This window comes from Vibrio sp. MMH1-50 (genome assembly GCF_022347645.1).
GTDB classification, from domain to species: Bacteria; Pseudomonadota; Gammaproteobacteria; order Enterobacterales; family Vibrionaceae; genus Vibrio; species Vibrio harveyi.
On sequence record NZ_JAKRGG010000003.1, the window covers coordinates 212,569 to 237,333 of the forward strand.

The window sequence follows — 24,765 nt, forward strand, 5'->3', positions numbered from 1 at the left end:
TGTTTTTGATGGTCTTACCAATCAAATAAATTATTCAACCAGTTCGACTTTTTCTCGCATTGTTGTTTGATTTGCCCAGTTTTGTCCCACACTGGCAATTTGTACTCACTACGACAATTGATTTCTAACGCGCCGTTCGCTGCTTTTTGGAAGCCAAGTGTCGTCACCTCTTTTGGCCAAGGTAGCTCCAACCTTTCAGGAATACGCTGTTTCAAGTATTCCGCGTAAACACGCAATGCACCGCTTGAACCTGTCAACTTGGTAGACTTATTGTCATCGCGCCCAAGCCAAATCGTGGTAACTTCACGCCCATCAATACCCACAAACCAACTGTCACGACTGTCGTTACTCGTACCCGTTTTTCCTGCTAGTGCTGCCCAAGCAAACTGACTTTGTAGGAATCGTCCTGTCCCTTGTGCGACACCTTGCTTCATAGCATAGGTCGTTAACCAAGCCGCTTGTTCATCTACTGCTGGGGCTGACCGAGGGAGAGATTGATAAAGCACATTGCCGTCCATATCGACAACCGAACGCAGCGCCGACAGCTTGGCACGCTTACCAGAGTTAGTCAGCGTTTGATACATTTGCGCTACTTCAAACGGTGTTAATGAAAATGAGCCCAAGAACATGGATGGCACAGGGCGAATTTCATTCTTATCAACACCAAGGCGTTCTAAGGTATTAGACACCTCTGGGATACCAAGCTGCATCCCCAAACGAACAGTTGGTACATTCAATGATTTTGCCAAGGCTAAATACAACGGAACATCACCACGAAACTTACGGTCAAAGTTGCGTGGCGACCAAACGGAGCCTTTGCTCCCCTTCAAACTCAGAGGCGTATCATGAAGCGTTGTCCCAAGGTTGTATTTTTCAGGTTGCTCCAATGCCGTCAGATAGATAGCAGGTTTAACCAATGACCCAATTGGACGACTGGCATTCAGTGCACGGTTAAAGCCTTCATACCCGACACGTTTACCGCCAACCATTGCGCGAATTTCACCACTATGACGATCCACGGCAACAGCAGCCGCTTCAAGCTCCTTACCCGCACGTTTTGCCAGTTCAGGGACTTTCTTCGCAATGGCTTTTTCGAGTTTACTTTGCGATACAGGATCAAGAGAGGTAAATAAGCGTAATCCGGTTTCTGCTTTGAAGTTGTCACCCACCTTCTCTTTCAGTTCGATATTCAGTTGTTGGAAATACGCAGGCTGTCGACTAGCGATACGTGGCTTGCTTTGTGTATCAAGTGGACGACTCACCGCTTGTTCGTATTGCTGCGCAGTCAGCATGTCTTGTTGCATCAGTAGACGCAGTACTAAGTCACGACGCGTCTTAGTACGTTCTGGGTAGCGAATAGGGTTGTAGTAAGATGGTCCTTTTACCATTCCCACTAGCATTGCAAGCTGATCGATACGTAGCTCTTGGATAGGCTGACCGAAGTAATAGCGTGATGCCAAAGCGAAACCATGAATCGCATCACCACCGCTCTGACCCAAATATACCTCGTTGAGGTAAGCTTCCAGAATACGGTCTTTGCTGTAACGATAATCGAGAATTAATGCGATATACGCTTCACGTACCTTACGCCACAAGGTTTTATCACGAGTCAGGAACAAGTTTTTCGCCAACTGTTGAGTTAGCGTACTGCCGCCTTGTACGGTACGACCCGCTTTGATGTTCGCCACTAAAGCACGTGCAATGGCAAGTGGTGATACACCATCGTGTTGATAAAAGTCGCGATCTTCCGTCGCTAATAATGCATCAACTAAGATCTCCGGGAATTGATCGCGGCGTAAGAACAAACGTTGCTCATTTTGGTCTTTTTCCAGCATTCCCAACATCTTAGGTTCAATGCGTAAGTAGCCAAGATCACCTTTCGCCTCTAAAGATTGAATACGTTGTAAGCCGCTGCTTGAGAAATGCAACATCACATGACGATCAGGCTCTGGCCCGTCAGCAAATTCAAACGGACGACGAATCAGTTCAATACGCGTTGAAGAAGATGAATACTCACCTGGGTAACGAGGCTGGCTGACTTTACGGTAGTTCAGCACATCGAGTTCATTACGCATCTCTTTAATCGTAATGTTCTGTCCCGGACTTAAATTGAGAATGCGGGCATAAACCACCGTAGGCAGATCAAACAACTGACCATCAAAGCGATCTTTAACCACACTATCTAGGTAAATACCGACAAACAATAACACCGCAGCCAAGGCAACGCCGGCTTTCCAACTGAACGACCAAATGACTTTAAGCCAAGAACGTTTACCATTGTTTGTTTTTTTCGCTGGTGATTTTCTTGGGCGTTTTGCGCCACTTTTCTTAGTCGTCGTTTTACTTGACGCGGTCTTCTTGGCTGGCGCTCGCTTTGCACCGGGCTTTTTAGTATCACTCATTGTTCAATTGTCTTTTTGTTTTGGTTGTCGCTACATGCGTCGCTGGATCGTCAGGCCAAACGTGCTTAGGGTAACGACCTTTCATTTCTTTCTGTACTTCTTTGTAGCTTCCCATCCAGAATGCGGCGAGATCTGTCGTCACCTGAAGAGGGCGTTGTGCTGGAGAGAGTAATTCAAGCACCAGCCGCTTACGTCCCTGTGCCACAGTTGGTGAAGTACTTTCACCAAACACCTCTTGCATACGGACAGAAAGCACAGGCTCATGACCACACTGATAACGAATTCGCTTTTTCGAACCAGTTGGCAGGCGGTACTCTTCAGGCAACCACTCATCAATATGCTGATTCAACGGCCATCCCAATCGAGCATTTAATGCTTCCACTAAATTTACCTTCGCCAAGTCTTTCACTGAGGCAACCGTACTCATGTATGGCTCTAACCACTCTTCTAAGCTCGCCAGCAAATCAACGTCATCAAAACTTGGCCAAGCCTGCTCTGGTAACCATTCCACTGCGCAGCGAATACGTTCTAGTAAATTCTCCGCTGCTGGTGTCCAGTTTAGACTTTGTAAGCCCTGACGGCGGACATAGGTGAGTAAAGCTTGTGTCATTTTTTCTTTGCCTGGGCTTGGCAAGGCATCCCGCTTGATAATCAAACGCCCAAGCTTAACTTGACGCTCAGCCATCAATCGACCTTTTTTCTCATCCCAATCAACCACGTCATCTGTTGTAAAGAGATGATCAAACACTTCTTCTAACTCATTGATATCTAGTTCACAAGCCAGATTAATTTGACTAGAGTTGGAATGCGATCGCATTAAATCAATCGCGATTAAGTAATCACAATCGCCTAAAGTTTCTTCTGGTCGGCACTCAGCACCATGTCCGTTGGACAATGTAAAACGCCCATGTTGATTCGAACGTTGCTGCGCGACACGATCAGGAAATGCAAGGCTTAATACTAACGGCAGTGCTCGCTCATCAACCTCTGATAGACTGAACATCGTATCCAGTTTAAGGGCGACGGTTTGAGATCGCTTATGCAATATCGATTTTTTCGGATGTGTACCACTCACCCAACGATGTAAGCTGTGTGCGATATTCGTGATATTACGCTCTGGCTCTTCAATAAGAGCGACCGCAGCCAGTGCAGTGTTTAGCATTTTTACGTCATGTTGCTGTGCTTGAATTAGCATAGCTGCCGAGCGAGGTTCTACGCCAAGCTCATGAGCAATTTTGCCCTCAGGAGTCAGTTGACCTTGCTCAGAAAGCAGCCCTAACGCAATTAACAACTGCTTAGCTTGAGCAAGAGATGCCGCCGAAGGAGTGTTGAGCCATTTGAGCTCGGAAATATCTCCCGCTCCCCAAAAGGCTAACTCCATCACTAGGCTCGCTAAGTCTGAGTGCAGTATTTCTGGCTGTGGCACTTGTGGTTGCTGCTTAAATTGGCTTTCAGAGTAAAGGCGAACGCAAATCCCCTCTTCAATACGCCCTGCACGACCAGAACGTTGAATCGCAGACGATTGTGCCACTCGTACTTGCTCTAATCGCGTAAGCCCATTCTTCAAATCAAAACGCGCCACACGCTCTAATCCAGAATCAACAACTAGTCGAATACCTTCAATGGTCAAAGAAGTTTCGGCAATGTTAGTCGCGAGCACGACTTTGCGTTTATCTCCAGAAGCAGGAGCGATGGCTTTTTGCTGCTCGGCAAAGCTAAGTTGACCGTATAACGGACACACTTCTACGTTATCAGGTAGGTGTACTAAACGCTCTTGCACTTGCTTGATGGCACCAACACCCGGAAGAAAAGCAAGCAAAGAACCAGACTCTTTCTGAATTAAACTTTCTATTGTTTTTGCCATTGATGTCGGTAGGTGATCGTTGACTCCTAGCGGCAAGTAACGAGTCTCTACCTCAAAACTGCGACCTTGAGACTCTATATATGCCGCCTCTGGCAGCAAGGTTTGCAACGCACCTTGATCGAGCGTTGCCGACATCACAACAAGCTTTAAATCATCTCGTAATGCCTCTTGAACCTCTAAACTGAAAGCCAACGCGGTGTCTGCGTGAATGCTGCGCTCATGAAATTCATCAAAGATCAGTAAATCGATGCCGTTTAATTCAGGGTCACTTTGGATCATACGGGTCATGATCCCTTCAGTCACAATTTCAAGTTGCGTGTTTTTACTCACCTTCGTTTCACCGCGAACTCGGTACCCAACACGTTCTCCGACTTGTTCACCTAACTGCTGTGCGAGATAACGAGCGATATTACGCGCCGCCAGACGTCGAGGCTCCAGCATCACGATTTTGCCTGTCACAGATTGTTTTTGTAGAAGTTGCAGTGGGAAGTGCGTGGATTTACCAGCACCTGGTGCGGCTTTGAGGATCACTTGATGTTGATTTTTGACCGCCGTAAGTAATTGTGGCATCACGGCTTCAATCGGCAATTGTGACAAAGGAAATACCCTGTGGTGTAATGTTGGCAACATTGTACATAAAAACACTCTTGGCTAAATAAGCAAATGCAATTCGAACCCGCTCTAGAGTCAGCGACTCTGCTCAAACGCTACAAACGCTTTCTTGCCGATATCGAACTGGATAACGGTGAGATTCGAACAATTCACTGTGCGAACACTGGCGCAATGACAGGCTGTGCCACTCCGGGCAACAAAGTTTGGTACTCCACTTCCGATAACCCAAAGCGCAAATATCCGAACAGCTGGGAACTCAGTGAAACCGCACAAGGGCATCGGATCTGCATTAATACCGCTCGCGCAAACCAATTAGCCGTAGAAGCAATTGAAAATAATGTCATTTCAGAATTGTTGGGATATGACCAACTTCAAACTGAGGTGAAATATGGCAATGAAAATAGCCGAATTGATATCTTGCTCAGCGCAAGCGACAAATCAAAGTGTTATATAGAAGTGAAGAGCGTCACCCTACTTGATGAAGAAAGCTCATCAGGACAAGGTTATTTCCCTGATGCCGTGACTACCAGAGGGCAAAAGCACCTGAGAGAGCTCACAGAAATGGCACAAAATGGAAGTAGAGCCATACTTTTATTCACTGTTTTACATTCAGGTATTGAAAAAGTATCCGCGGCGCACCATATAGACGCGAAATATTCAACGTTACTAAAACAAGCACAAGACGCTGGAGTGGAAGTTCTCTGCTATAAAGCTGAGTTAAGCAACACTGAAATCAAACTAATCTCGGCGATTGAATTTATCAATTAAGAGAAAAAATGATGTCATCTTCACAATGATGATAAGTTTGCAATTCAGTAATTGCCTGCACCGCCTCTTTTTGCTATAGATACCCGCCTTAAATTGACTGCAAAGCAGTTGACTAGGTGTAAGTAGGAGATGCTGTATGCCAGAATCAAAGAAGAAAACGATAGGCATCCTAGCCATTGCCGGTGTGGAGCCATATCAGGAAAAGCCTGGTGAAGAATACATGTCACCAGAGCAGGTTGAACACTTTACAAAGATCTTAACAGCTTGGCGTAATCAGCTCAGGGAAGAAGTCGATCGCACTGTACACCACATGCAGGACGAAGCAGCAAACTTCCCAGATCCAGTTGACCGTGCTTCTCAAGAGGAAGAGTTCAGCTTAGAACTGCGTAACCGTGACCGTGAGCGTCGTCTGATCAAGAAGATCGAAAAGACTCTAGATAAAATCACTGAAGACGACTTTGGCTTCTGTGAATCTTGTGGCGTAGAGATCGGCGTTCGTCGCCTAGAAGCGCGTCCAACTGCAGACCTTTGTATTGACTGTAAAACACTTGCAGAGATCAAAGAGAAACAGATGCAAGGTTAATCAATCTGGCATTATGATTATTGAAAGGGAGCTCAGGCTCCCTTTTTGTTTTAGCTAACTTCGCAACGTCGAGTTTGTCGCTTTTTATACCCGTATAATTTCGAGATATACGCATGACACGCTATGTAGGTCGATTCGCCCCATCCCCTTCTGGTCCATTACATTTTGGTTCCCTCGTTGCTGCATTGGGCAGCTATTTCCAAGCGAAAGCTAACCAGGGTACTTGGCTCGTTCGTATTGAAGACCTTGATCCACCAAGAGAGATGCCAGGAGCGGCTGAGGCTATATTAAATGCGCTAAAAGCATATCAACTGCATTGGGATGGCGAAGTGGTCTATCAAAGTGACCGTCACGACCTTTATCAGACGCAAATTGATACTTGGTTAGAGAATGGTGACGCTTACTATTGCCAATGCACGCGCAAGCAAATCAAAGAGCATGGTGGTTATTATCCCGGCACTTGTCGCGACAAAGGCTTGAAAGAAGGCGCGATTCGCCTAAAAATGACCAAGCCCATCGCTAATTTTCTCGATCAGAAGCATGGCTTGATGACCATGCCTCCTGCGTTAGTAAATGAAGATTTCATTATTAAACGTCGAGATGGATTATTTGCCTATAATCTTGCGGTAGTATTAGATGACATTGACCAAGGGGTGACTGAAGTCGTCCGTGGAGCCGATTTAATTGAACCTACAGGTCGTCAAATCAGCTTGTACCAAATCCTTGGAAAACCAGAAGTTAGCTACTTACATTTGCCATTAGCGATGGATACTAATGGCAACAAGCTGTCGAAACAAAATCATGCGACAGCGATTGATGTCGATAATCCGAAGCCTGCTCTGCTGCACGCCATGACGTTTTTAGGCTTCCATATTCCAGAAGCCATTCAAGCCGCTAATGTAGATGAAATACTGCGTTGGGGATGTAAAAATTGGCGTTTAGAGCAGCTTCCAGCAGAGATCGAGATCACACCGAGATTCTCAAACGGCACTGCGTAGGCTATTATTAGCCGCAAAATTGGCCCTAGAGGCGTAAAAAACTAACCAAAGCAAGATTGGATTAAACCCAGTTATTGCCAGATGCACATGAATACAAACGACTATACAACAAGCGAATCTGCCATGATCCCAGAACTCGCTCTCAATGTAATTACTCGTGAAGAGCACAACATTTCGCGTAAGCAGATCAGTGACAATGCACTGAAGGTGCTATACCGACTAAACGGTGCCGGTTTCGATGCTTTTCTTGTGGGTGGCGGGGTTCGAGACTTACTGCTTGGACAGAAACCAAAAGACTTTGATATCGCAACCAACGCGACTCCAGAACAAATCAAGCAACTGTTTAGAAACTGCCGTTTGATTGGTCGTCGCTTCCGTCTCGCCCACATTATGTTTGGACGTGACATCATCGAAGTTGCGACTTTCCGCGGTCACCACCAAGAGCAAAAAAACAAGAACGTTTCACAGCAGTCTAAAGAAGGCATGCTGCTTCGTGACAATGTTTACGGCACGATTGATGAAGATGCAGAGCGCCGTGACTTCACGATTAACTCGATGTACTACAACATCGCAGACTACTCAATTCACGACTACGCGCGTGGTATTGAAGACCTAGAAGACCGCCTTGTTCGCCTGATCGGTGATCCAGAAACCCGCTATCGCGAAGACCCTGTGCGTATGCTGCGTGCGATTCGCTTTGCCGTGAAACTCGACTTCGACATCGAAGAAGACACCGCCGCACCAATTGAAGAGATGTCAACGCTACTACGCGACATCCCATCTGCGCGCCTGTTCGAAGAATCGTTAAAGCTGCTTCAATCAGGTCATGGTCTAGAGACCTATCACCTCCTGCGTGAGTACAACCTATTCCAACAGTTGTTCCCAGCAATTGCTGAGCACTTCACGGAAGAATACGAATCTCACACCGAGCAAATGCTCGATTTAGTGCTTGATTCAACCGACATGCGTATTGAAGAAGGCAAGCGTATTAACCCAGCATTCATGTTTGCTGCAATGCTGTGGTACCCGCTATGTGCGATGGCAGATAAGTTAATGGAACAGCGTAATCTGTGCCATTACGATGCCATCATGGAAGCGAGCAACATCATTCTTGATGACCAAGTTCGTACGATTGCTATTCCACGCCGTCATACCGCCACTATCCGTGAAATTTGGCAACTGCAATTACGTCTTCCTCGACGTAATGGTAAGCGTGCATTCCGCCTAATGGAGCTCAACAAATTTAGAGCTGGCTTTGATTTTCTTGAAATGCGCGGTGAAATTGAGGGTGGCGAGACTCAGAAGCTTGCCAAGTGGTGGGAAACTTTCCAAAATGCAGGCCGAGAAATGCGCCAAGCAATGGCAGGTGACCTTGATAGCCAAGCACCTAAAACCGGTCAACGCCGCCGCAAAACCTATCGCAAGAAAAAGAGTAAGCCAAAATCATGATCACAGCATACATTGCGGTAGGCAGTAACTTGGCTGATCCCGTCAGCCAAGCGAAACAAGCGATTGAGGCTCTAAAATCAATCCCAAACTCTGAGTTTGTGCAAGCCTCTTCGCTCTACAGCAGTACGCCGATGGGACCACAAAACCAACCGGATTACATCAATGCGGTTGTGGCGATAAAAACCAATTTGACGCCTCTTGAGCTACTCGATTGCACCCAAGCGATTGAGCAAGAACAAGGGCGTGTCCGTAAAGATGAACGTTGGGGACCAAGAACCTTGGATCTCGATATAATTCTTTACGGCAATGAGGTGATTGATTCCGAAAGACTGACAGTTCCACACTATGGAATGAGAGAGCGCGAGTTCGTACTCTACCCTCTTGCGGAAATTGCACCAAGTTTACAACTCCCAGACGGGACCGAGGTATCGTCACTACTTGAGCAAGTAGATCGTAACGGCCTCAGCATTTGGCAGTCATAGCCAACTCCTAGTGAGGAAAAAACAATGAAAAAAATGACCATTAACGACCTGATTAAGTGGAAGCAAGAAGGTCGTAAATTTGCTACTTCAACTGCATACGATGCGAGCTTTGCCCAACTTTTTGAAAGCCAAGACATGCCTGTTTTATTGGTAGGTGACTCTCTAGGTATGGTTCTGCAAGGTAAATCAGACACGTTACCAGTTACTGTTGAAGATATCGCTTATCACACCCGCTGTGTACGCGCAGGCAGCCCAAACTGTCTATTGATGGCTGATATGCCATTCATGAGCTACGCAACGCCAGAGCAAGCGTGTGAGAACGCAGCAACGCTAATGCGTGCTGGTGCAAATATGGTAAAAATCGAGGGCGGCGACTGGTTAGTTGATACCGTTAAGATGCTAACTGAACGTGCTGTACCAGTATGTGCTCACCTTGGTCTAACCCCTCAATCAGTCAATATCTTTGGTGGTTACAAGGTGCAAGGCCGCGATCAAGAAAAAGCCGATCGTATGGTAAAAGACGCACTGGCACTGCAAGAAGCTGGTGCTCAAATTGTTTTACTAGAGTGTGTTCCTGCTGAATTAGCGGCTCGTATTACGCAAGTTCTTGATGTTCCAGTAATTGGTATTGGTGCAGGTAATGTGACAGATGGTCAAATTCTTGTAATGCACGATATGTTTGGAATTTCGGCGAACTACATGCCAAAATTCTCGAAAAACTTCCTTGCTGAAACAGGCGATATGCGCAAAGCCGTGGCTCAATATATGGCTGATGTTGAAAGCGGTGCATTCCCAGACGAAGCTCATACCATTGCCTAGAGGATAAATGCATGCAAACTTTTGCGGAAATCTCAGCGATTCGTGAACAAGTAAAAACCTTTAAGCGTGAAGGTCGTAAAGTGGCGTTTGTTCCAACTATGGGCAACCTCCATGAAGGTCACTTAACACTTGTTCGTAAAGCTCGCGAATACGCGGATGTCGTTGTTGTAAGCATCTTTGTAAACCCGATGCAGTTTGACCGTGCAGACGATTTAAACAACTACCCTCGAACTCTAGAAGAAGATTTGAGCAAGCTAGGTGGTGAAGGCGTAGAAATCGTGTTCACACCAACACCTGAAATCATCTACCCAGAAGGCTTGGATAAACAAACGTTTGTTGATGTTCCTGGTCTATCTACCATTCTTGAAGGTGCTTCTCGCCCAGGTCATTTCCGTGGCGTTACTACCATCGTAAACAAGCTTTTCAACATCGTTCAACCTGATGTTGCGTGCTTTGGTGAAAAAGACTTCCAACAACTTGCCGTGATTCGCAAGATGGTTGAAGACTTGGCAATGGACATCGAGATTATTGGCGTACCAACAGTACGTGAGATGGACGGTCTTGCAATGAGCTCACGCAATGGTCTTTTGACGATTGATGAGCGTCAACGTGCACCAGTGCTAGCTCGTACAATGCGTTGGATCAGCAGCGCAATGCGTGGCGGTCGTGATGATTACGCATCAGTGATTGAAGACGCAAGCGATCAGCTTCGTGCAGCAGGTCTTCAACCAGATGAAATCTTCATCCGTGATGCTCGTACACTTCAAGCAATCACTGCAGAGACAACCCAAGCGGTAATCTTGATGTCTGCATTCTTAGGTAAAGCCCGCCTAATCGACAACCAAACGGTTGATATGGCAGTAGAAACCAAAGAAGATGAATCAAGCGAAGAAAGCTCAGCGAGCGCAGAGTAAATCTAAGTCTTAAATAAAAAGGTCGGCACTAAGCCGACCTTTTTTGTATCTAGTAATGAGATTTATGAATAGACGCATTGAAGTCCTTCAGGGCGAGTCTTAAATCGCTTGTGCAACCACATCCACGCGGGAATATCTCGTTTTATCATCCCTTCAATCTCTTGATTCAAAATACTCGCGGCTTTAACTGGATTTCGTCGTTCAAACTGCCCACTCAGATCCTCACCAATGTAAAGCGTATATCGGTTATCGTTCATGACCGTCACTCCGGACATCACCGCACACTTGGTTGCATCAATTAATACACTCGATCCCGCCGTACTTGCCGCTTGTTCAACAGCAAAGAAAGGAGCAAACACCGAATTGTTCACCCCATAATCGTGATCTGGTAGGTACCACAGTCGCTGACCATTTTTCAGAACTTTAAGCATCGACTTTACGTCTTTTCGGTCTATCATTTGATGCCCACAGCGCGTTCGACCGCGATGCTGAATAAACTCATAAGCAGGGTTTGAGTTCGGGCGATACACACCGTACCCTTTCGCAAATTGGCTAAAAATACGCGCCGTCATCTCTAAGTTAAGATGGTGGCTGCATATCACCAGCACACCACGTCCATTTCTTTCTTGTTCAAGAATGCGCTCTTTACCAACCACCGTCACCAAACGTTTTACCCGCCAATCGGGCCAAAACCAAGCCATGCCCGTTTCAATCAGTGCCATGCCGGTGTATTTAAAGTTTGCCTTCACCAACTCCTCACACTGTTGTTCATTATATTCAGGGAAGCAGAGCTTGAGATTACGCTTAGCAATTTTCCGGCGGCGCTTCATTGGCAGCATTGCAAGGGAGCCAATACCTCTTCCCAGTGCTCGCAGCAGCGGATACGGTAGCGCATTAACAACAAACGCGAGCAAGCCAAATGCAAACCAGACAGACCAGTATTTAGGGAGAAGCAATTTCAAGGTGAAAGGTGGGGACGGAACGGTATTCATGGCTTGACTCATTTACAACAAATGCATTTACAGAAATGAGTAAAACCTAGCATGTAAAAAGTCGAAAAATTGTATGGAAATGTATAGAAATGCATAAAGAAAGAGCAGCTCTCATCGCTGCTCTTTCAACATCTGTTTATGTTAGCTTCTCAAGCCAATTCCTTTGGTCACGAGGTAATGTGCCACGGCATAAAGCGCAACAACGAATACCGTCAGCACGCTAAATGACGTCACAATGCCAACATCAGAAACCCCAAGAAAACCGTAACGGAATGCGTTCACCATGTAGACGATAGGGTTCAGCTTCGACACACCTTGCCAGAACTCAGGCAACAGGCTGATAGAGTAGAACACGCCACCTAAGTAGGTCAGAGGCGTCAATACAAACGTCGGGATTATAGAGATATCGTCAAACGTTCTTGCATAAACTGCGTTGATTAAGCCACCTAGTGAGAACACAACTGATGTCATAAATACCGTCGCGATAATGATGCCCCAGTGGTCGACTTGCAGATCCACAAAAAACAGAGACACGAACGTCACAATGGTTCCCACCAATAAACCACGCACAACGCCTCCCATGACAAAACCGAGGATGATCACGTAGTTTGGTACCGGTGCAACCAGAAGCTCTTCAATATTACGCTGAAATTTCGAGCTAAAGAACGATGAGGCCACATTGGAATACGAATTGGTGATCACCGACATCATAATCAGACCAGGCACAATGTACTCCATGTAACTAAAACCGTTCATGTCGCCAATGCGAGAGCCAATCAAACTACCAAAAATGATGAAGTACAGCGTCATTGTAATCGCTGGCGGAACTAGCGTTTGTACCCAAATACGAGTAAAGCGATTGATTTCTTTGGTGAGCAGGCTGCAAAAAGCCGTCCAATATAACTTGTACATTATTGGTTACCTCCGCGAACGATGCTGACAAACAACTCTTCCAAGCGGTTCGCTTTGTTACGCATAGACAGCACTTTTACGCCATGTTCGGAAAGCTGACTGAATACTGAGTTCAACCCCTGGCTCTTATCCAGTTCAATTTCTAGCGAGCCATTTATCATAACCTGACTATTCACCCCTTTAAGCTCTGGCATCTCACCGTCAAACTCAACATCGAGAATGAAGGTTTCAACACGAAGCTTACCAAGCAGCGCTTTCATCGTCGTATTCTCAATAAGCTCACCTTTGTTGATGATGCCGATATTGCGACACAACATTTCTGCTTCTTCAAGATAGTGAGTCGTTAGAATGATAGTAATACCCTGCTCTTGGTTAATCTCTTTTAAGAAATCCCACATCGAGCGACGCAATTCAATATCGACACCAGCGGTTGGTTCATCAAGGATCAACAACTGTGGTTCATGCATTAAAGCGCGAGCAATCATAAGACGGCGCTTCATACCACCAGATAGATTACGCGCACGTTCTTTGCGTTTTTCCCACAAATCGAGCTTTGTCAGATACTTCTCGGCACGTTCTTTCGCCTGAATCTTTGACACGCCATAATAGCCTGCTTGCTGCATCACAATCTGTTCAACCGTCTCAAATTGGTTGAAGTTGAATTCTTGTGGCACCAAACCTAGGTTTTGCTTTGCTAATTCAAGATGCGTATCAATGTCGTAACCAAAGACCTTGGTCGTACCTGAGGTTTTGTTTACCAAAGAAGAGATAATGCCAATCGTAGTGGATTTACCTGCACCATTTGGTCCTAGAAGCGCGTAGAAGTCACCTTTTTCTACTGTTAGGCTAATACCCTTCAACGCTTCAAATCCGCCCGCATAGGTCTTGCGAAGCTGTTCAATTTCTAATGCGTACATTGCGTAATAATTGCCATCTGTTGATGAATCGTGAATGCCAATACCGATAGAGAGTTGATATGACTCAGCGGTCAAAGCGGTATTGCACTGAAGTTGAATTAGTTTATCGTTGAATAACGATGAATACAAATAAACCTTTCTATAAAATTAGAAATAACTATAAATCCCCGATTCTGTATACTAAAAAGCGCCGCCAAACAACTTTGGCAGCGCTTTTAAAAAACAAAACAAGATTACATTGTTAGCATTTGATGCTCATCTGTTTCTACATGCTTTATCGCAGCATTCAATGCCTCATAACGGAACTTGTAAGTGTTCTGATCAGGGACTAAATCAATCACGTGGAACTTCTCTAATTGCTCACGTGTGCGTTGGTTTGGACACAGCAAGTAAACTTCACACTCCGCATCCAACGCATCTTTGATCGCATTCTCAAGCGCTAAGCCTACCGTAACATCAATCATCGGCACATCAGTCAGATCGAGGATCATCACTTCGTAATCCGAAATACTGGAGTGTTGGCGAGAAATGGCTTTCGAAACACTGAAGATCATTGGTCCAGACAAGTAGAAGAACAAGACTTTACCATTGGCTCGATCAAGCAGTCCTCGTTCACTGTCCGTAAGCGGAACATCATCTTCATCGGCATCACTGATGGCCTTAACTTGGCGTGCTTGCTCACGACTCAAACGCTCAATGATGATGATATTAGAAATAAATACCCCTAACCCCACAGCAACAATCAAATCAACAAAGACCGTCAGCAGCATGACGCCATACATAACCGCCATACCTGGGAAGCTCACCTTATGAGCACGTTGGATAAAACTCCAATCAAGAATATTGAAGCCAACATACACTGCAATACCCGCCAGCACAGCCATCGGGATAGGTTCGGTCAAGCCACTTGCAACCAAAACCACCAGCGCGAGAATCAGCGCACGAATAACACCAGACAAAGGGGAACGAGCCCCTACTTGGATATTGGTTACTGTACCCATTGTGGCACCAGCACCTGGTAAAGCGCCAAACAAACCAGAAATCATGTTTGCCAAGCCTTGACCACGTAGCTCCTTGTCTGAGTCATGCTCTTTACGTGTTAATGAATCACCGATTACCGCGGTTAATAACGTATCAATACAACCCAACGTACCCAGAACTAATGCATCAATGACCATCTCGGTGAACATCGCAGGATCGATATGTGGCACGACCAAAGAAGGTAAGCCTGCGGGGATTTCACCAATTCGACGAATGTCTTCTGCATCAAACAAAATCACCGATAACAACGTAACCGCTACTAGCGCGACAAGTTGGGCGGGTACGTACTTACGATACTGCTTCGGAAAGAAGAATAAGATGCCTAATGTCAGCAAGCCCAAAAACAACTCGCTAAACTTCAGGTTAGAAATGGTATCAGGCAATGCCGATAATGTGCCTATAACCCCACCAGAAGGTGCAGCATGACCGAGTAAAGGCGACAACTGCAAGATAATCAGAATCACGCCAATCCCTGACATGAATCCCGAGATGACACTATAAGGCATGAGTGTCACGTATTTACCGAGTTTCAATGTACCAAGCACAATTTGAAACGCCCCCGCCATCATCACAACGGTGAATGTCATTGCCATTCCCGTCTCTGGGTACTTCGCCATCATGCTAGTCAACACGGCGGTCATGATCACTGTCATTGGACCGGTAGGCTCAGAAATCAGAGTATTGGAACCACCAAACAGTGACGCGAAAAGCCCCACCATGATCGCCCCCCATAAACCTGCTTCTGCGCCAGCGCCAGATGCGACACCAAAGGCTAACGCAAGAGGAAGTGAAATAATGGCCGTGGTGACGCCACCAAACAGATCCCCTTTCAAGTTGATATCCTTAAAGCGACTACCGAACATTGAATTTGCTCCCTGCATTAAAAAGACAAAATGCCATCAATCTAACAAATATTTCGTCAAAGAAAAAAACACAATAAAACCACGAATTCGCTAGGCTTATTCGCATACTGAATGATGTCTGCATATTTTATGATTTTCACAGCGAGAACTAGTCAGATGAGTCATCTTGAATGAATATTTAACGGGATCGAAATTGTAACATTGTGTATAGTTACAGCGCTGATCGCTTTATAAGCACTGGTGAGTGGTTGGTTTTTTTAATTTTTAGGGAAGTAGATGTCAGATGCCGGAAATTAAACAATTATTCGAAAATAACTCTAAGTGGTCAGAAGAAATTAAATCTGATCGTCCAGAATACTTTGCAAAGCTTGCAGAAGGTCAGAAACCAGACTTTCTTTGGATTGGATGCTCAGACAGTCGCGTTCCTGCAGAGCGATTGACCGGTCTTTTCTCTGGCGAGTTATTTGTTCACCGAAACGTTGCGAACCAGGTCATCCACACTGACCTAAACTGCCTCTCTGTGGTGCAATACGCCGTGGACGTATTGAAAGTAAAACACATCATCGTATGTGGTCACTATGGCTGTGGTGGCGTTAACGCCGCTATTGATAATCCTCAACTAGGTCTTATCAATAACTGGTTACTTCATATCCGTGACCTTTACTTTAAACATCGCCCATACCTAGACCAGATGCCTCTTGAAGACCGCGCTGACAAACTGGGTGAAATCAACGTAGCTGAGCAAGTCTATAACTTAGGCAACTCCACCATCATGCAAAATGCGTGGGAGCGTGGTCAGGACGTTGAGATTCATGGCGTAGTTTACGGGATTGAAGATGGTCGCCTTGAATACTTGGGAATTCGTTCAAACTCAAAAGAGACCGTGGAAGCCTCTTACCAAAAAGCGCTCTCAACCATTCTTAACTCAGACAACAAATTGCTTTGTCGCTGAGTTAAAAACATAAGCCGAACCAAATAAAAGAAAACGCCCGTTAATTGCTTAACGGGCGTTTTTTGTATTCTTCTATCAAGACTAATGACTACTCTTGAGGCACCACTTTACCAATGAACGGTAGATGACGGTATTTTTGAGCGTAGTCGATACCCACACCAACTACGAATTCATCAGGAATAGCAAAACCAACATAATCAACTGGCACTTCAACTTCACGACGTGATGGCTTGTCTAGCAGCGTACAAATCGCAATAGACTTCGGCTCACGTAGAGACAGGATTTCACGGATCTTGTTCAGTGTGTTACCTGTATCAATGATGTCTTCCACGATCAGTACGTCTTTGCCTTTGATGTCGTCATCAAGGTCTTTCAGGATACGTACGTCACGAGAGCTTTCCATCGTGTTACCGTAGCTAGAAGCGGTCATAAAGTCGACTTGGTGAGTCAGTTCGATTGCACGAGCCAAATCGGCCATAAATACAAATGAACCGCGTAGCAAACCAACCAGAACCAGATCTTCGCTACCTTGGTAACGTTCTGTAATTTGCTTGCCTAATTCACGAATACGTTCCTGAACTTCTTGCTCAGAAATCATGACTTCTACTGTATGTTTCATACTGTGCTCAATTTTCTTTGTGGGTTGAGGTTGGTCGTACGCAAACGATCACCTTATCTTGCGGCGTGTAGTGTAACACCCCACTCAATAGGTGGAAAGTCGCATCCCATTTCGTTGAATTCTTGGATGAAAGTCTTAATTTTAGAACTTATATCATTGAATGAAACATCAATAATGACATTACTGTCTATAAATTACGCATCAGATGTTGACCTTGCACATATGCACCATTACACTCATCAATGCTTTAAGCAACTATTAAAATAATCAATTAGGGGACTATCCCCAAAATATCAACTCAAATGGCAAGGAAAATGGATTATGGACTCAATTGCAAAGAGACCTCGTACTAGGCTTTCCCCTCTAAAACGTAAACAGCAACTAATGGAAATCGCTCTTGAAGTGTTTGCTCGTCGCGGCATTGGTCGTGGTGGTCACGCTGATATTGCAGAGATTGCTCAAGTTTCTGTTGCGACAGTATTTAACTACTTCCCAACTCGCGAAGACTTGGTGGATGAAGTTCTGAATCACGTGGTTCGTCAATTCTCGAACTTCTTATCAGATAACATCGACTTAGACATTCATGCACGCGAGAACATCGCTAACATCACTAACGCAATGATTGAACTAGTAAGCCAAGATTGCCATTGGTTGAAAGTTTGGTTCGAGTGGAGTGCATCAACACGTGATGAAGTGTGGCCACTATTCGTAACGACAAACCGCACCAACCAACTGCTGGTGCAAAACATGTTCATCAAAGCTATCGAACGTGGGGAAGTTTGTGACCAACATGAACCGGAACACTTGGCGAATCTGTTCCATGGTATTTGTTACTCTATCTTCGTACAAGCAAATCGCTCTAAGAGCGAAGCCGAGCTATCAACACTCGTTAGTGCTTACCTAGATATGTTGTGCATCTACAACCGCGATCACTAAGCTAAAACGCGAGTTTAACTAAATGAAAGGCTGACACTGGAGTGTTGGCCTTTTTCGTTTTAGACAGCTGCGAAGCTGGATTTTATTTTGCCTTTCTAGGAACAAGTTCAGCCAACCCCTTCTTAATCGAAACTCCTTTCATGATTATCCAAATACATACCTCTCGATTCCTTGGTGTTAAACCAAGAGATTTCCAACTATCAAGCACAATCGCCTAAAAGGAGACCTCATTCCCTCTTCAAGTTCCGCGCATAAAAAAACCGCTGACGAATCAGCGGTTTTTATCATTCAAGTTTTAAGACTCTCGGTCTTCAAAAGAAATTATTTTTTCTTTTTAACTGCTTTTTTGTTTGGAAGGTCAGTGATTGAACCTTCAAATACTTCAGCAGCTAGACCCACTGACTCGTGTAGAGTTGGGTGAGCATGGATAGTTAATGCGATATCTTCAGCATCACAACCCATCTCAATAGCTAGACCGATTTCACCAAGCAGTTCGCCACCGTTAGTACCAACGATTGCACCACCAATAACACGGTGAGTCTCTTTATCGAAGATTAGCTTAGTCATACCGTCTGCACAGTCAGATGCGATTGCACGACCTGATGCAGCCCATGGGAATGTTGCCACTTCGTAGTTGATGCCTTCAGCTTTCGCTTCTTTCTCAGTCTTACCAACCCATGCCACTTCTGGCTCAGTGTAAGCAATTGAAGGAATAACTTTAGGGTCGAAGTAGTGCTTCTTGCCAGAGATAACTTCTGCAGCAACGTGACCTTCATGCACACCTTTGTGAGCAAGCATTGGTTGACCAACTACGTCACCGATCGCGTGGATGTGAGGAACGTTAGTGCGCATTTGCTTATCAACGTTGATAAAGCCACGCTCGTCCACTTCAATGCCCGCTTTTTCAGCGTCGATAAGCGCACCGTTTGGAACACGACCGATAGCAACAAGAACCGCATCGTAGCGCTCAGCTTCTGCTGGTGCTTTTTTGCCTTCCATTGAAACGTAGATACCATCTTCTTTCGCTTCAACTGCTGTTACTTTCGTCTCAAGCATTAGCTTGAACTTGTCTTTAATACGCTTAGTGAAGACTTTAACGATGTCTTTGTCCGCAGCAGGGATAACTTGGTCAAACATCTCAACTACGTCTACTTTAGAACCTAGTGAGTGGTAAACCGTACCCATTTCTAGACCGATGATACCACCGCCCATGATAAGCAGCTTTTCAGGTACTTCTTTCAGTTCTAGAGCATCCGTTGAATCCCAAATACGTGGGTCTTCATGCGGGATGAATGGCAGTTTGATTGGGCGAGAACCCGCAGCAATGATAGCGTTGTCGAAGTTAACCGTTGTTGACTCGCCTTCGCCTTCTACAAGGATAGAGTTAGGGCTTGTGAACTTACCGTAGCCGTTTACTACAGTAACATTACGCATCTTAGCCATACCGCTAAGACCGCCAGTCAGTTGGTTTACAACTTTCTCTTTCCAGATACGGATTTTGCTGATGTCTGTTTGCGGTTCGCCAAACACAACACCGTGCTCAGCCATCGCTTTCGCTTCTTCGATAACTTTTGAAACGTGAAGAAGTGCTTTAGATGGAATACAACCAACGTTTAGACACACACCACCAAGAGTGCTGTAACGTTCAACTAGTACTGTTTCTAGACCTAAGTCCGCACAACGGAATGCAGCTGAGTAACCAGCAGGACCAGAACCAAGTACAACAACTTGGGCTTTAATTTCTTTGCTCATTGTGACCTCTTGTAGTCATTATCCCTAACAGGCTGAGTAGATGTTCTTAAATTATTAGGCTTTCAAACGATCAATATTTTACAGAGATGTTAACAGTGTGAAAGCAGCTTTAAGTTAGCCTGTGAGCTAGACAACAATTCATCTTTCAGATTCTGAACGATGTAAGAAATTGTCGTCTAAAAATAGTCTTTTATATAAAGAAGTAAGGTGACCCGAAAGCCACCTTAACTATTACTTTCTATATTACAGTACTAGGCGACGAATGTCTGATAGTGCACCGTTTAGGAAAGTAATGAAGCGTGCACCTTCTGCACCATCAATCACACGGTGGTCGTATGATAGAGACAGTGGAAGCTGTAGACGTGGTTCGAACTCTTTGCCGTTCCACACTGGCTTCATTTCAGATTTAGATACACCTAGGATACCTACTTCTGGCGCGTTTACGATTGGCGTAAACGCTGTACCGCCAATACCGCCAAGGCTAGAGATTGTGAAACAACCGCCTTGCATGTCAGCTGCCGTTAGCTTACCTGCACGTGCTTTCTTAGAAACTGCCATTAGCTCTTCAGATAGCTCGTAAATGCCTTTCTTGTTCACGTCTTTAAATACCGGAACAACAAGACCGTTTGGCGTATCTACTGCGATACCTACGTTCACGTACTTCTTAAGAATGATGCTTTCGCCATCTTCAGAAAGTGAAGAGTTAAACGCTGGGAACGCTTCTAGTGCTTTCGCTACTGCTTTCATGATGAACACAAGAGGAGTGATCTTCATGCCAGTGTCTTTCTTCGCTTCGATTGCATTCTGCTCTTTACGGAATGCTTCTAGCTCAGTGATGTCAGCGTTGTCCCACTGTGTAACGTGAGGGATCATTACCCAGTTACGGTGTAGGTTTGCACCAGAAATCTTCTTGATCTTAGAAAGCTTCTGAACTTCCGTCTCACCGAATTTGCTGAAGTCAACTTTTGGCCAAGGTAGTAGACCAAGCGCTGCGCCGTCGCCCTTACCAGATGCTGCCGCACCAGCGCCAGACTCAAGACGCTTAAGCGCATCTTTAACGTAAGCTTGAACGTCTTCTTTTAGGATACGGCTCTTACGACCAGTACCTTTAACCTTAGATAGGTTAACGCCAAATTCACGAGCAAGACGACGGACAACTGGAGACGCGTGTGCGTAGTCGTTGTTCTCTTGGAAATCGTTCGCTGCAGGTGCCGCTTCAACTTTTGCTGCTGGAGCAGGAGCCGCTGCAGGTGCTGGAGCTGCTGCTTGTGCAGGTGCTACAACAGGAGCTGGAGCTGCGCCAGCTACTTCGAATACCATGATTAGAGAGCCAGTCGTTACTTTATCGCCAGCTGCAATCTTGATTTCTTTTACCGTACCAGCGAATGGAGCTGGAACTTCCATTGAAGCTTTGTCACCTTCAACAGTGATTAGAGATTGCTCTTCTTCTACTGTGTCGCCAACTTTAACCATGATCTCAGTAACTTCAACTTCGTCACCGCCGATATCTGGAACATTCACTTCTTTGTCAGCTGCTGCCGCTGGAGCTGCTGGAGCTTCTACTCGGTCCGACGCCTCGGCTGCTGGAGCCGCTGCTGCGCCTGAACCGGCAGTTTCGAATACCATGATTAGAGAACCAGTTGTTACTTTATCACCAGCAGCAACTTTGATCTCTTTTAGAGTACCGGCGAATGGTGCTGGAACTTCCATTGATGCTTTGTCGCCTTCAACCGTTAGAAGAGATTGCTCTTCTTCGATGCTGTCGCCAACTGCAACCATGATTTCAGTAACTTCTACTTCGTCGCCACCGATATCTGGAACGTGAACTTCTTTTAGTTCTGCCGCTGCTGCTGGAGCTGGAGCCGCTGCTGGAGCCGCTTCTGCTGCAGGAGCAGGTGCAGCAGCTGCTGCACCCTCGGCTTCGAAAATCATGATTAGAGAACCAGTCGTAACAGAATCACCTTCCGCTACTTTGATTTCTTTAACGATACCTGCTTGAGACGCTGGAACTTCCATAGAAGCTTTGTCGCCTTCAACAGTGATAAGAGACTGCTCTTCTTCAACCTTGTCGCCAACGCTTACAAGAATCTCAGTAACTTCAACCTCATCCGCACCGATGTCAGGTACATTAATTTCGATTGCCATTGCTTATTTACCTTCTAGTTAAGCGCTGTATTAAGCGTAAAGTGGGTTTGTTTTTTCAGTGTCGATGTTGAACTTAGCAATCGCTTCAACGACGACTGACTTCTCAACATCACCACGTTTCGCTAGTTCAGTAAGAGCTGCAACAACTACGTAGCCCGCGTTAACTTCGAAGTGACGACGTAGGTTCTCACGGCTGTCAGAACGACCGTAACCATCAGTACCAAGTACTTTGTAAGACTCAGAAGGCATGAACGCACGAACTTGCTCAGAGTAGTTCTTCATGTAGTCAGTCGCTGCGATTGCTGGCTCAGTACCCATTACTTGTGCAATGTAAGGTACTTTTGCTTCTGCTTCTGGGTGAAGCATGTTGTAACGCTCTGCGTCTTGACCGTCACGAGTTAGCTCGTTGAACGATGTTACAGAGAACACGTCAGATGCGATGCCGTACTCTTCGCTTAGGATAGTCGCTGCTTTACGTACTTCGTTCATGATAGTACCAGAGCCCATTAGCTGAACTTTAGACTTGTCACCTGCGTAAGACTCAAGCTTGTAGATACCCTTACGGATACCTTCTTCAGCGCCTTCTGGCATTGCTGGCATTGCGTAGTTTTCGTTCATTACCGTTAGGTAGTAGAACACGTTCTCTTGGTTCTCACCGTACATGCGACGGATACCGTCTTGCATGATTACTGCAACTTCGTAAGCGAATGTTGGGTCGTAAGAGATACAGTTAGGAACTGTATTCGCCATGATGTGCGAGTGACCATCTTCGTGCTGTAGACCTTCACCGTTTAGCGTTGTACGACCTGCAGTAGCACCTAGTAGGAAACCACGAGCTTGTTGGTCACCAGCCATCCACGCCATATCACCTACACGTTGGAAACCAAACATTGAGTAGTAGATGTAGAACGGGATCATTGGTAGATCGTTCGTGCTGTATGACGTTGCTGCTGCAACCCATGAAGCCATTGAACCTAGTTCGTTGATACCTTCTTGTAGAACCTGACCTGAAGTTGCTTCTTTGTAGTAAGAAACGATGTCGCGATCTTGAGGTGTGTAGTTCTGACCGTGCGGGTTGTAAATACCGATCTGACGGAATAAACCTTCCATACCGAACGTACGAGCTTCGTCACAGATGATAGGAACGATGTTCTTACCAATGTTCTTGTTCTTAAGCAGAATGTTAAGAGTACGAACGTAAGCCATTGTTGTAGAGATATCACGCTTCTGCTCACTTAGTAGCGGAGCGAACTCTTCTAGCTCAGGTGTTTTGAATTCTTGAGTGAACTTAGGTAGACGCTGTGGCGTGTAACCTTTTAGTTCTTTACGACGAGCGTGTAGGTATTCGTACTCCGCTGTACCTTCTTCAAGTTTCAGGTATGGAAGTTCTTTCACTGCTTCGTCAGTTAGAATGTCTTGAAGACCTAGACGATCACGTAGGTGTAGTACGTGAGTCATATCCATCTTCTTAACTTGGTGCGCGATGTTCTTACCTTCAGCCGCTTCACCCATGCCGTAACCTTTAACAGTCTTCGCTAGGATTACTGTTGGACGACCTTTAGTTTCTGCCGCGTTTTTGTAAGCTGCGTACAGTTTAGAAGACTCGTGACCACCGCGCTTAAGTGCGAAGATTTCGTCATCAGTCATGTCTGCAACTAGTGCTGCAGTCTCTGGGTACTTACCAAAGAAGTGTTCACGTACGTAAGCACCGTCTTTAGATTTAAATGTTTGGTAGTCACCATCTACAGTTTCGTTCATCAACTGTAGAAGCTTGCCTGTTGTATCTTTAGCAAGTAGAGCATCCCAGTTGCTACCCCAGATAACTTTAACAACGTTCCAGCCAGCGCCTTTGAATAGACCTTCTAGCTCTTGGATGATGCTACCGTTACCCATTACAGGACCGTCTAGACGCTGTAGGTTACAGTTGATTAGGAATGTTAGGTTGTCTAGTTTCTCACGCGCAGCGAAAGAAAGTGAACCACGTGATTCTGGCTCATCCATTTCACCGTCACCTAGGAACGCGTATACACGCTGTGCAGACGTGTCTTTCAGACCACGACCGTCTAGGTACTTAAGGAAACGCGCTTGGTAGATCGCAGAAATTGGACCAAGACCCATAGATACTGTTGGGAACTGCCAGAACTCAGGCATCAATTTAGGGTGCGGGTATGATGGGATACCTTTACCGTCTACTTCTTGACGGAAGTTATCTAGCTGCTCTTCAGTTAGACGACCTTCAACGAATGCACGAGCGTAGATGCCCGGAGAGATGTGACCTTGGTAGTAAACTAGATCGCCACCGTCCGTCTCGTTTGGAGCGCGGAAGAAGTGGTTGAAACAAACTTCGTAGAACGCCGCTGCTGACTGGTAAGAAGCCATGTGACCACCTAGGTCTAGGTCTTTCTTAGAAGCACGCAATACGATCATGATTGCGTTCCAGCGAATAATCGAACGAATACGACGCTCAAGAGTTACGTCACCAGGGTAAGCTGGTTCTTGTGCTGCTGGAATAGTGTTGATGTAGTTTGTGTTGATGCCAGTTGGCATATCAACGCCGTCTAGACGTGCTTTTTCTAGAACGGTTTCTAATAGAAACTGTGCACGTTCTACACCTTCTTCACGAACAACTGATTCAAGGGCTTGTAGCCAATCTTGAGTTTCCAGTGCATCTACGTCATGCTTCATGTCAGACATGGCGATCTATCCTTCTGTTGGTTGGATCTACTTATTTAAGTAAGCGGTTCT

19 protein-coding genes are annotated in these 24,765 nt (G+C 45.6%); 9 read left to right on the top strand and 10 right to left on the bottom strand.

The annotated features are described in order from the left end of the window. Positions 1–14: 14 nt before the first annotated feature. Both mrcB and hrpB read right to left on the bottom strand, forming a co-directional pair. Complete coding sequence (gene mrcB, locus MHO32_RS04260) at positions 15–2,402, bottom strand: penicillin-binding protein 1B (RefSeq protein ID WP_239210712.1); 2,388 nt, start codon at positions 2,400–2,402, stop codon at positions 15–17. Next, positions 2,395–4,863 carry an ATP-dependent helicase HrpB gene (gene hrpB / locus MHO32_RS04265; protein WP_239210713.1) on the bottom strand — a complete coding sequence of 823 codons (2,469 nt, stop codon included), beginning with the start codon at positions 4,861–4,863 and terminating at the stop codon, positions 2,395–2,397. The genes mrcB and hrpB overlap by 8 nt, the downstream gene beginning before the upstream one ends. A 66-nt stretch (positions 4,864–4,929) precedes the next feature. Between hrpB and sfsA the strand changes: the two genes are divergently transcribed. The 7 genes from sfsA to panC all read left to right on the top strand — a co-directional run bounded on the left by sfsA (position 4,930) and on the right by panC (position 10,891). Next, positions 4,930–5,646 carry a DNA/RNA nuclease SfsA gene (gene sfsA / locus MHO32_RS04270; RefSeq protein ID WP_005446293.1) on the top strand — a complete coding sequence of 239 codons (717 nt, stop codon included), beginning with the start codon at positions 4,930–4,932 and terminating at the stop codon, positions 5,644–5,646. 136 nt (positions 5,647–5,782) lie between these two features. Next, positions 5,783–6,229 carry an RNA polymerase-binding protein DksA gene (dksA, locus tag MHO32_RS04275; protein WP_005439389.1) on the top strand — a complete coding sequence of 149 codons (447 nt, stop codon included), beginning with the start codon at positions 5,783–5,785 and terminating at the stop codon, positions 6,227–6,229. Positions 6,230–6,342: 113 nt separating this feature from the next. Beyond that, positions 6,343–7,227 (top strand): tRNA glutamyl-Q(34) synthetase GluQRS, encoded by an 885-nt coding sequence (gene gluQRS, locus MHO32_RS04280; RefSeq protein ID WP_239210714.1) that lies wholly within the window; start codon positions 6,343–6,345, stop codon positions 7,225–7,227. Between the two features lie 81 nt (positions 7,228–7,308). Then, complete coding sequence (gene pcnB, locus MHO32_RS04285; RefSeq protein WP_005446289.1) at positions 7,309–8,676, top strand: polynucleotide adenylyltransferase PcnB; 1,368 nt, start codon at positions 7,309–7,311, stop codon at positions 8,674–8,676. Continuing rightward, complete coding sequence (gene folK / locus MHO32_RS04290; protein ID WP_029790349.1) at positions 8,673–9,158, top strand: 2-amino-4-hydroxy-6-hydroxymethyldihydropteridine diphosphokinase; 486 nt, start codon at positions 8,673–8,675, stop codon at positions 9,156–9,158. The genes pcnB and folK overlap by 4 nt, the downstream gene beginning before the upstream one ends. 24 nt (positions 9,159–9,182) lie before the next feature. Next, complete coding sequence (gene panB, locus MHO32_RS04295; RefSeq protein ID WP_017189142.1) at positions 9,183–9,977, top strand: 3-methyl-2-oxobutanoate hydroxymethyltransferase; 795 nt, start codon at positions 9,183–9,185, stop codon at positions 9,975–9,977. 11 nt (positions 9,978–9,988) lie between these two features. Next, positions 9,989–10,891: a pantoate--beta-alanine ligase gene (gene panC, locus MHO32_RS04300; RefSeq protein ID WP_009698749.1), complete on the top strand. Its 903-nt coding sequence runs from the start codon at positions 9,989–9,991 to the stop codon at positions 10,889–10,891. Between the two features lie 62 nt (positions 10,892–10,953). Here panC and MHO32_RS04305 read toward each other — a convergent pair whose 3' ends face one another. From MHO32_RS04305 to MHO32_RS04320, 4 genes are all read right to left on the bottom strand, one after another. Next, complete coding sequence (locus MHO32_RS04305; RefSeq protein WP_005446281.1) at positions 10,954–11,883, bottom strand: Kdo(2)-lipid IV(A) acyltransferase; 930 nt, start codon at positions 11,881–11,883, stop codon at positions 10,954–10,956. A gap of 141 nt (positions 11,884–12,024) precedes the next feature. Next, positions 12,025–12,795, bottom strand: coding sequence for an ABC transporter permease (locus MHO32_RS04310; RefSeq protein ID WP_005446280.1), 771 nt, complete (start codon positions 12,793–12,795; stop codon positions 12,025–12,027). Continuing rightward, entirely contained in the window at positions 12,795–13,712 is a 918-nt protein-coding gene (locus tag MHO32_RS04315) for an ABC transporter ATP-binding protein (protein WP_005446278.1), read from the bottom strand. The genes MHO32_RS04310 and MHO32_RS04315 overlap by 1 nt, the downstream gene beginning before the upstream one ends. A 233-nt stretch (positions 13,713–13,945) precedes the next feature. Beyond that, positions 13,946–15,616 carry a SulP family inorganic anion transporter gene (locus MHO32_RS04320; protein WP_005446275.1) on the bottom strand — a complete coding sequence of 557 codons (1,671 nt, stop codon included), beginning with the start codon at positions 15,614–15,616 and terminating at the stop codon, positions 13,946–13,948. Between the two features lie 283 nt (positions 15,617–15,899). Between MHO32_RS04320 and can the strand changes: the two genes are divergently transcribed. Next, positions 15,900–16,568: a carbonate dehydratase gene (can, locus tag MHO32_RS04325; protein WP_005446273.1), complete on the top strand. Its 669-nt coding sequence runs from the start codon at positions 15,900–15,902 to the stop codon at positions 16,566–16,568. Between the two features lie 88 nt (positions 16,569–16,656). Here can and hpt read toward each other — a convergent pair whose 3' ends face one another. Beyond that, positions 16,657–17,187, bottom strand: coding sequence for a hypoxanthine phosphoribosyltransferase (hpt, locus tag MHO32_RS04330; RefSeq protein WP_005446271.1), 531 nt, complete (start codon positions 17,185–17,187; stop codon positions 16,657–16,659). A gap of 321 nt (positions 17,188–17,508) precedes the next feature. Between hpt and opaR the strand changes: the two genes are divergently transcribed. Continuing rightward, positions 17,509–18,123 carry a transcriptional regulator OpaR gene (gene opaR, locus MHO32_RS04335; protein ID WP_005446268.1) on the top strand — a complete coding sequence of 205 codons (615 nt, stop codon included), beginning with the start codon at positions 17,509–17,511 and terminating at the stop codon, positions 18,121–18,123. Between the two features lie 321 nt (positions 18,124–18,444). On the opposite strand, the gene lpdA is transcribed toward opaR, so the two are convergent. The 3 genes from lpdA to aceE all read right to left on the bottom strand — a co-directional run bounded on the left by lpdA (position 18,445) and on the right by aceE (position 24,714). Then, entirely contained in the window at positions 18,445–19,875 is a 1,431-nt protein-coding gene (lpdA, locus tag MHO32_RS04340; RefSeq protein ID WP_005446266.1) for a dihydrolipoyl dehydrogenase, read from the bottom strand. A 243-nt stretch (positions 19,876–20,118) separates the two neighbouring features. Beyond that, positions 20,119–22,020 carry a pyruvate dehydrogenase complex dihydrolipoyllysine-residue acetyltransferase gene (gene aceF / locus MHO32_RS04345; RefSeq protein WP_239210715.1) on the bottom strand — a complete coding sequence of 634 codons (1,902 nt, stop codon included), beginning with the start codon at positions 22,018–22,020 and terminating at the stop codon, positions 20,119–20,121. Between the two features lie 30 nt (positions 22,021–22,050). Further along, positions 22,051–24,714, bottom strand: coding sequence for a pyruvate dehydrogenase (acetyl-transferring), homodimeric type (gene aceE / locus MHO32_RS04350; RefSeq protein WP_005446262.1), 2,664 nt, complete (start codon positions 24,712–24,714; stop codon positions 22,051–22,053). Positions 24,715–24,765: the final 51 nt, after the last annotated feature.

Coding starts and splice junctions, on each gene's coding strand:
- mrcB (WP_239210712.1), bottom strand. CDS start 2,402: ATGAGTGATACTAAAAAGCCCGGTGCAAAGCGAGCGCCAGCCAAGAAG.
- sfsA (WP_005446293.1), top strand. CDS start 4,930: ATGCAATTCGAACCCGCTCTAGAGTCAGCGACTCTGCTCAAACGCTAC.
- dksA (WP_005439389.1), top strand. CDS start 5,783: ATGCCAGAATCAAAGAAGAAAACGATAGGCATCCTAGCCATTGCCGGT.
- gluQRS (WP_239210714.1), top strand. CDS start 6,343: ATGACACGCTATGTAGGTCGATTCGCCCCATCCCCTTCTGGTCCATTA.
- pcnB (WP_005446289.1), top strand. CDS start 7,309: ATGCACATGAATACAAACGACTATACAACAAGCGAATCTGCCATGATC.
- folK (WP_029790349.1), top strand. CDS start 8,673: ATGATCACAGCATACATTGCGGTAGGCAGTAACTTGGCTGATCCCGTC.
- panB (WP_017189142.1), top strand. CDS start 9,183: ATGAAAAAAATGACCATTAACGACCTGATTAAGTGGAAGCAAGAAGGT.
- panC (WP_009698749.1), top strand. CDS start 9,989: ATGCAAACTTTTGCGGAAATCTCAGCGATTCGTGAACAAGTAAAAACC.
- MHO32_RS04305 (WP_005446281.1), bottom strand. CDS start 11,883: ATGAATACCGTTCCGTCCCCACCTTTCACCTTGAAATTGCTTCTCCCT.
- MHO32_RS04310 (WP_005446280.1), bottom strand. CDS start 12,795: ATGTACAAGTTATATTGGACGGCTTTTTGCAGCCTGCTCACCAAAGAA.
- MHO32_RS04315 (WP_005446278.1), bottom strand. CDS start 13,712: ATGTACGCATTAGAAATTGAACAGCTTCGCAAGACCTATGCGGGCGGA.
- MHO32_RS04320 (WP_005446275.1), bottom strand. CDS start 15,616: ATGTTCGGTAGTCGCTTTAAGGATATCAACTTGAAAGGGGATCTGTTT.
- can (WP_005446273.1), top strand. CDS start 15,900: ATGCCGGAAATTAAACAATTATTCGAAAATAACTCTAAGTGGTCAGAA.
- hpt (WP_005446271.1), bottom strand. CDS start 17,187: ATGAAACATACAGTAGAAGTCATGATTTCTGAGCAAGAAGTTCAGGAA.
- opaR (WP_005446268.1), top strand. CDS start 17,509: ATGGACTCAATTGCAAAGAGACCTCGTACTAGGCTTTCCCCTCTAAAA.
- lpdA (WP_005446266.1), bottom strand. CDS start 19,875: ATGAGCAAAGAAATTAAAGCCCAAGTTGTTGTACTTGGTTCTGGTCCT.
- aceF (WP_239210715.1), bottom strand. CDS start 22,020: ATGGCAATCGAAATTAATGTACCTGACATCGGTGCGGATGAGGTTGAA.
- aceE (WP_005446262.1), bottom strand. CDS start 24,714: ATGTCTGACATGAAGCATGACGTAGATGCACTGGAAACTCAAGATTGG.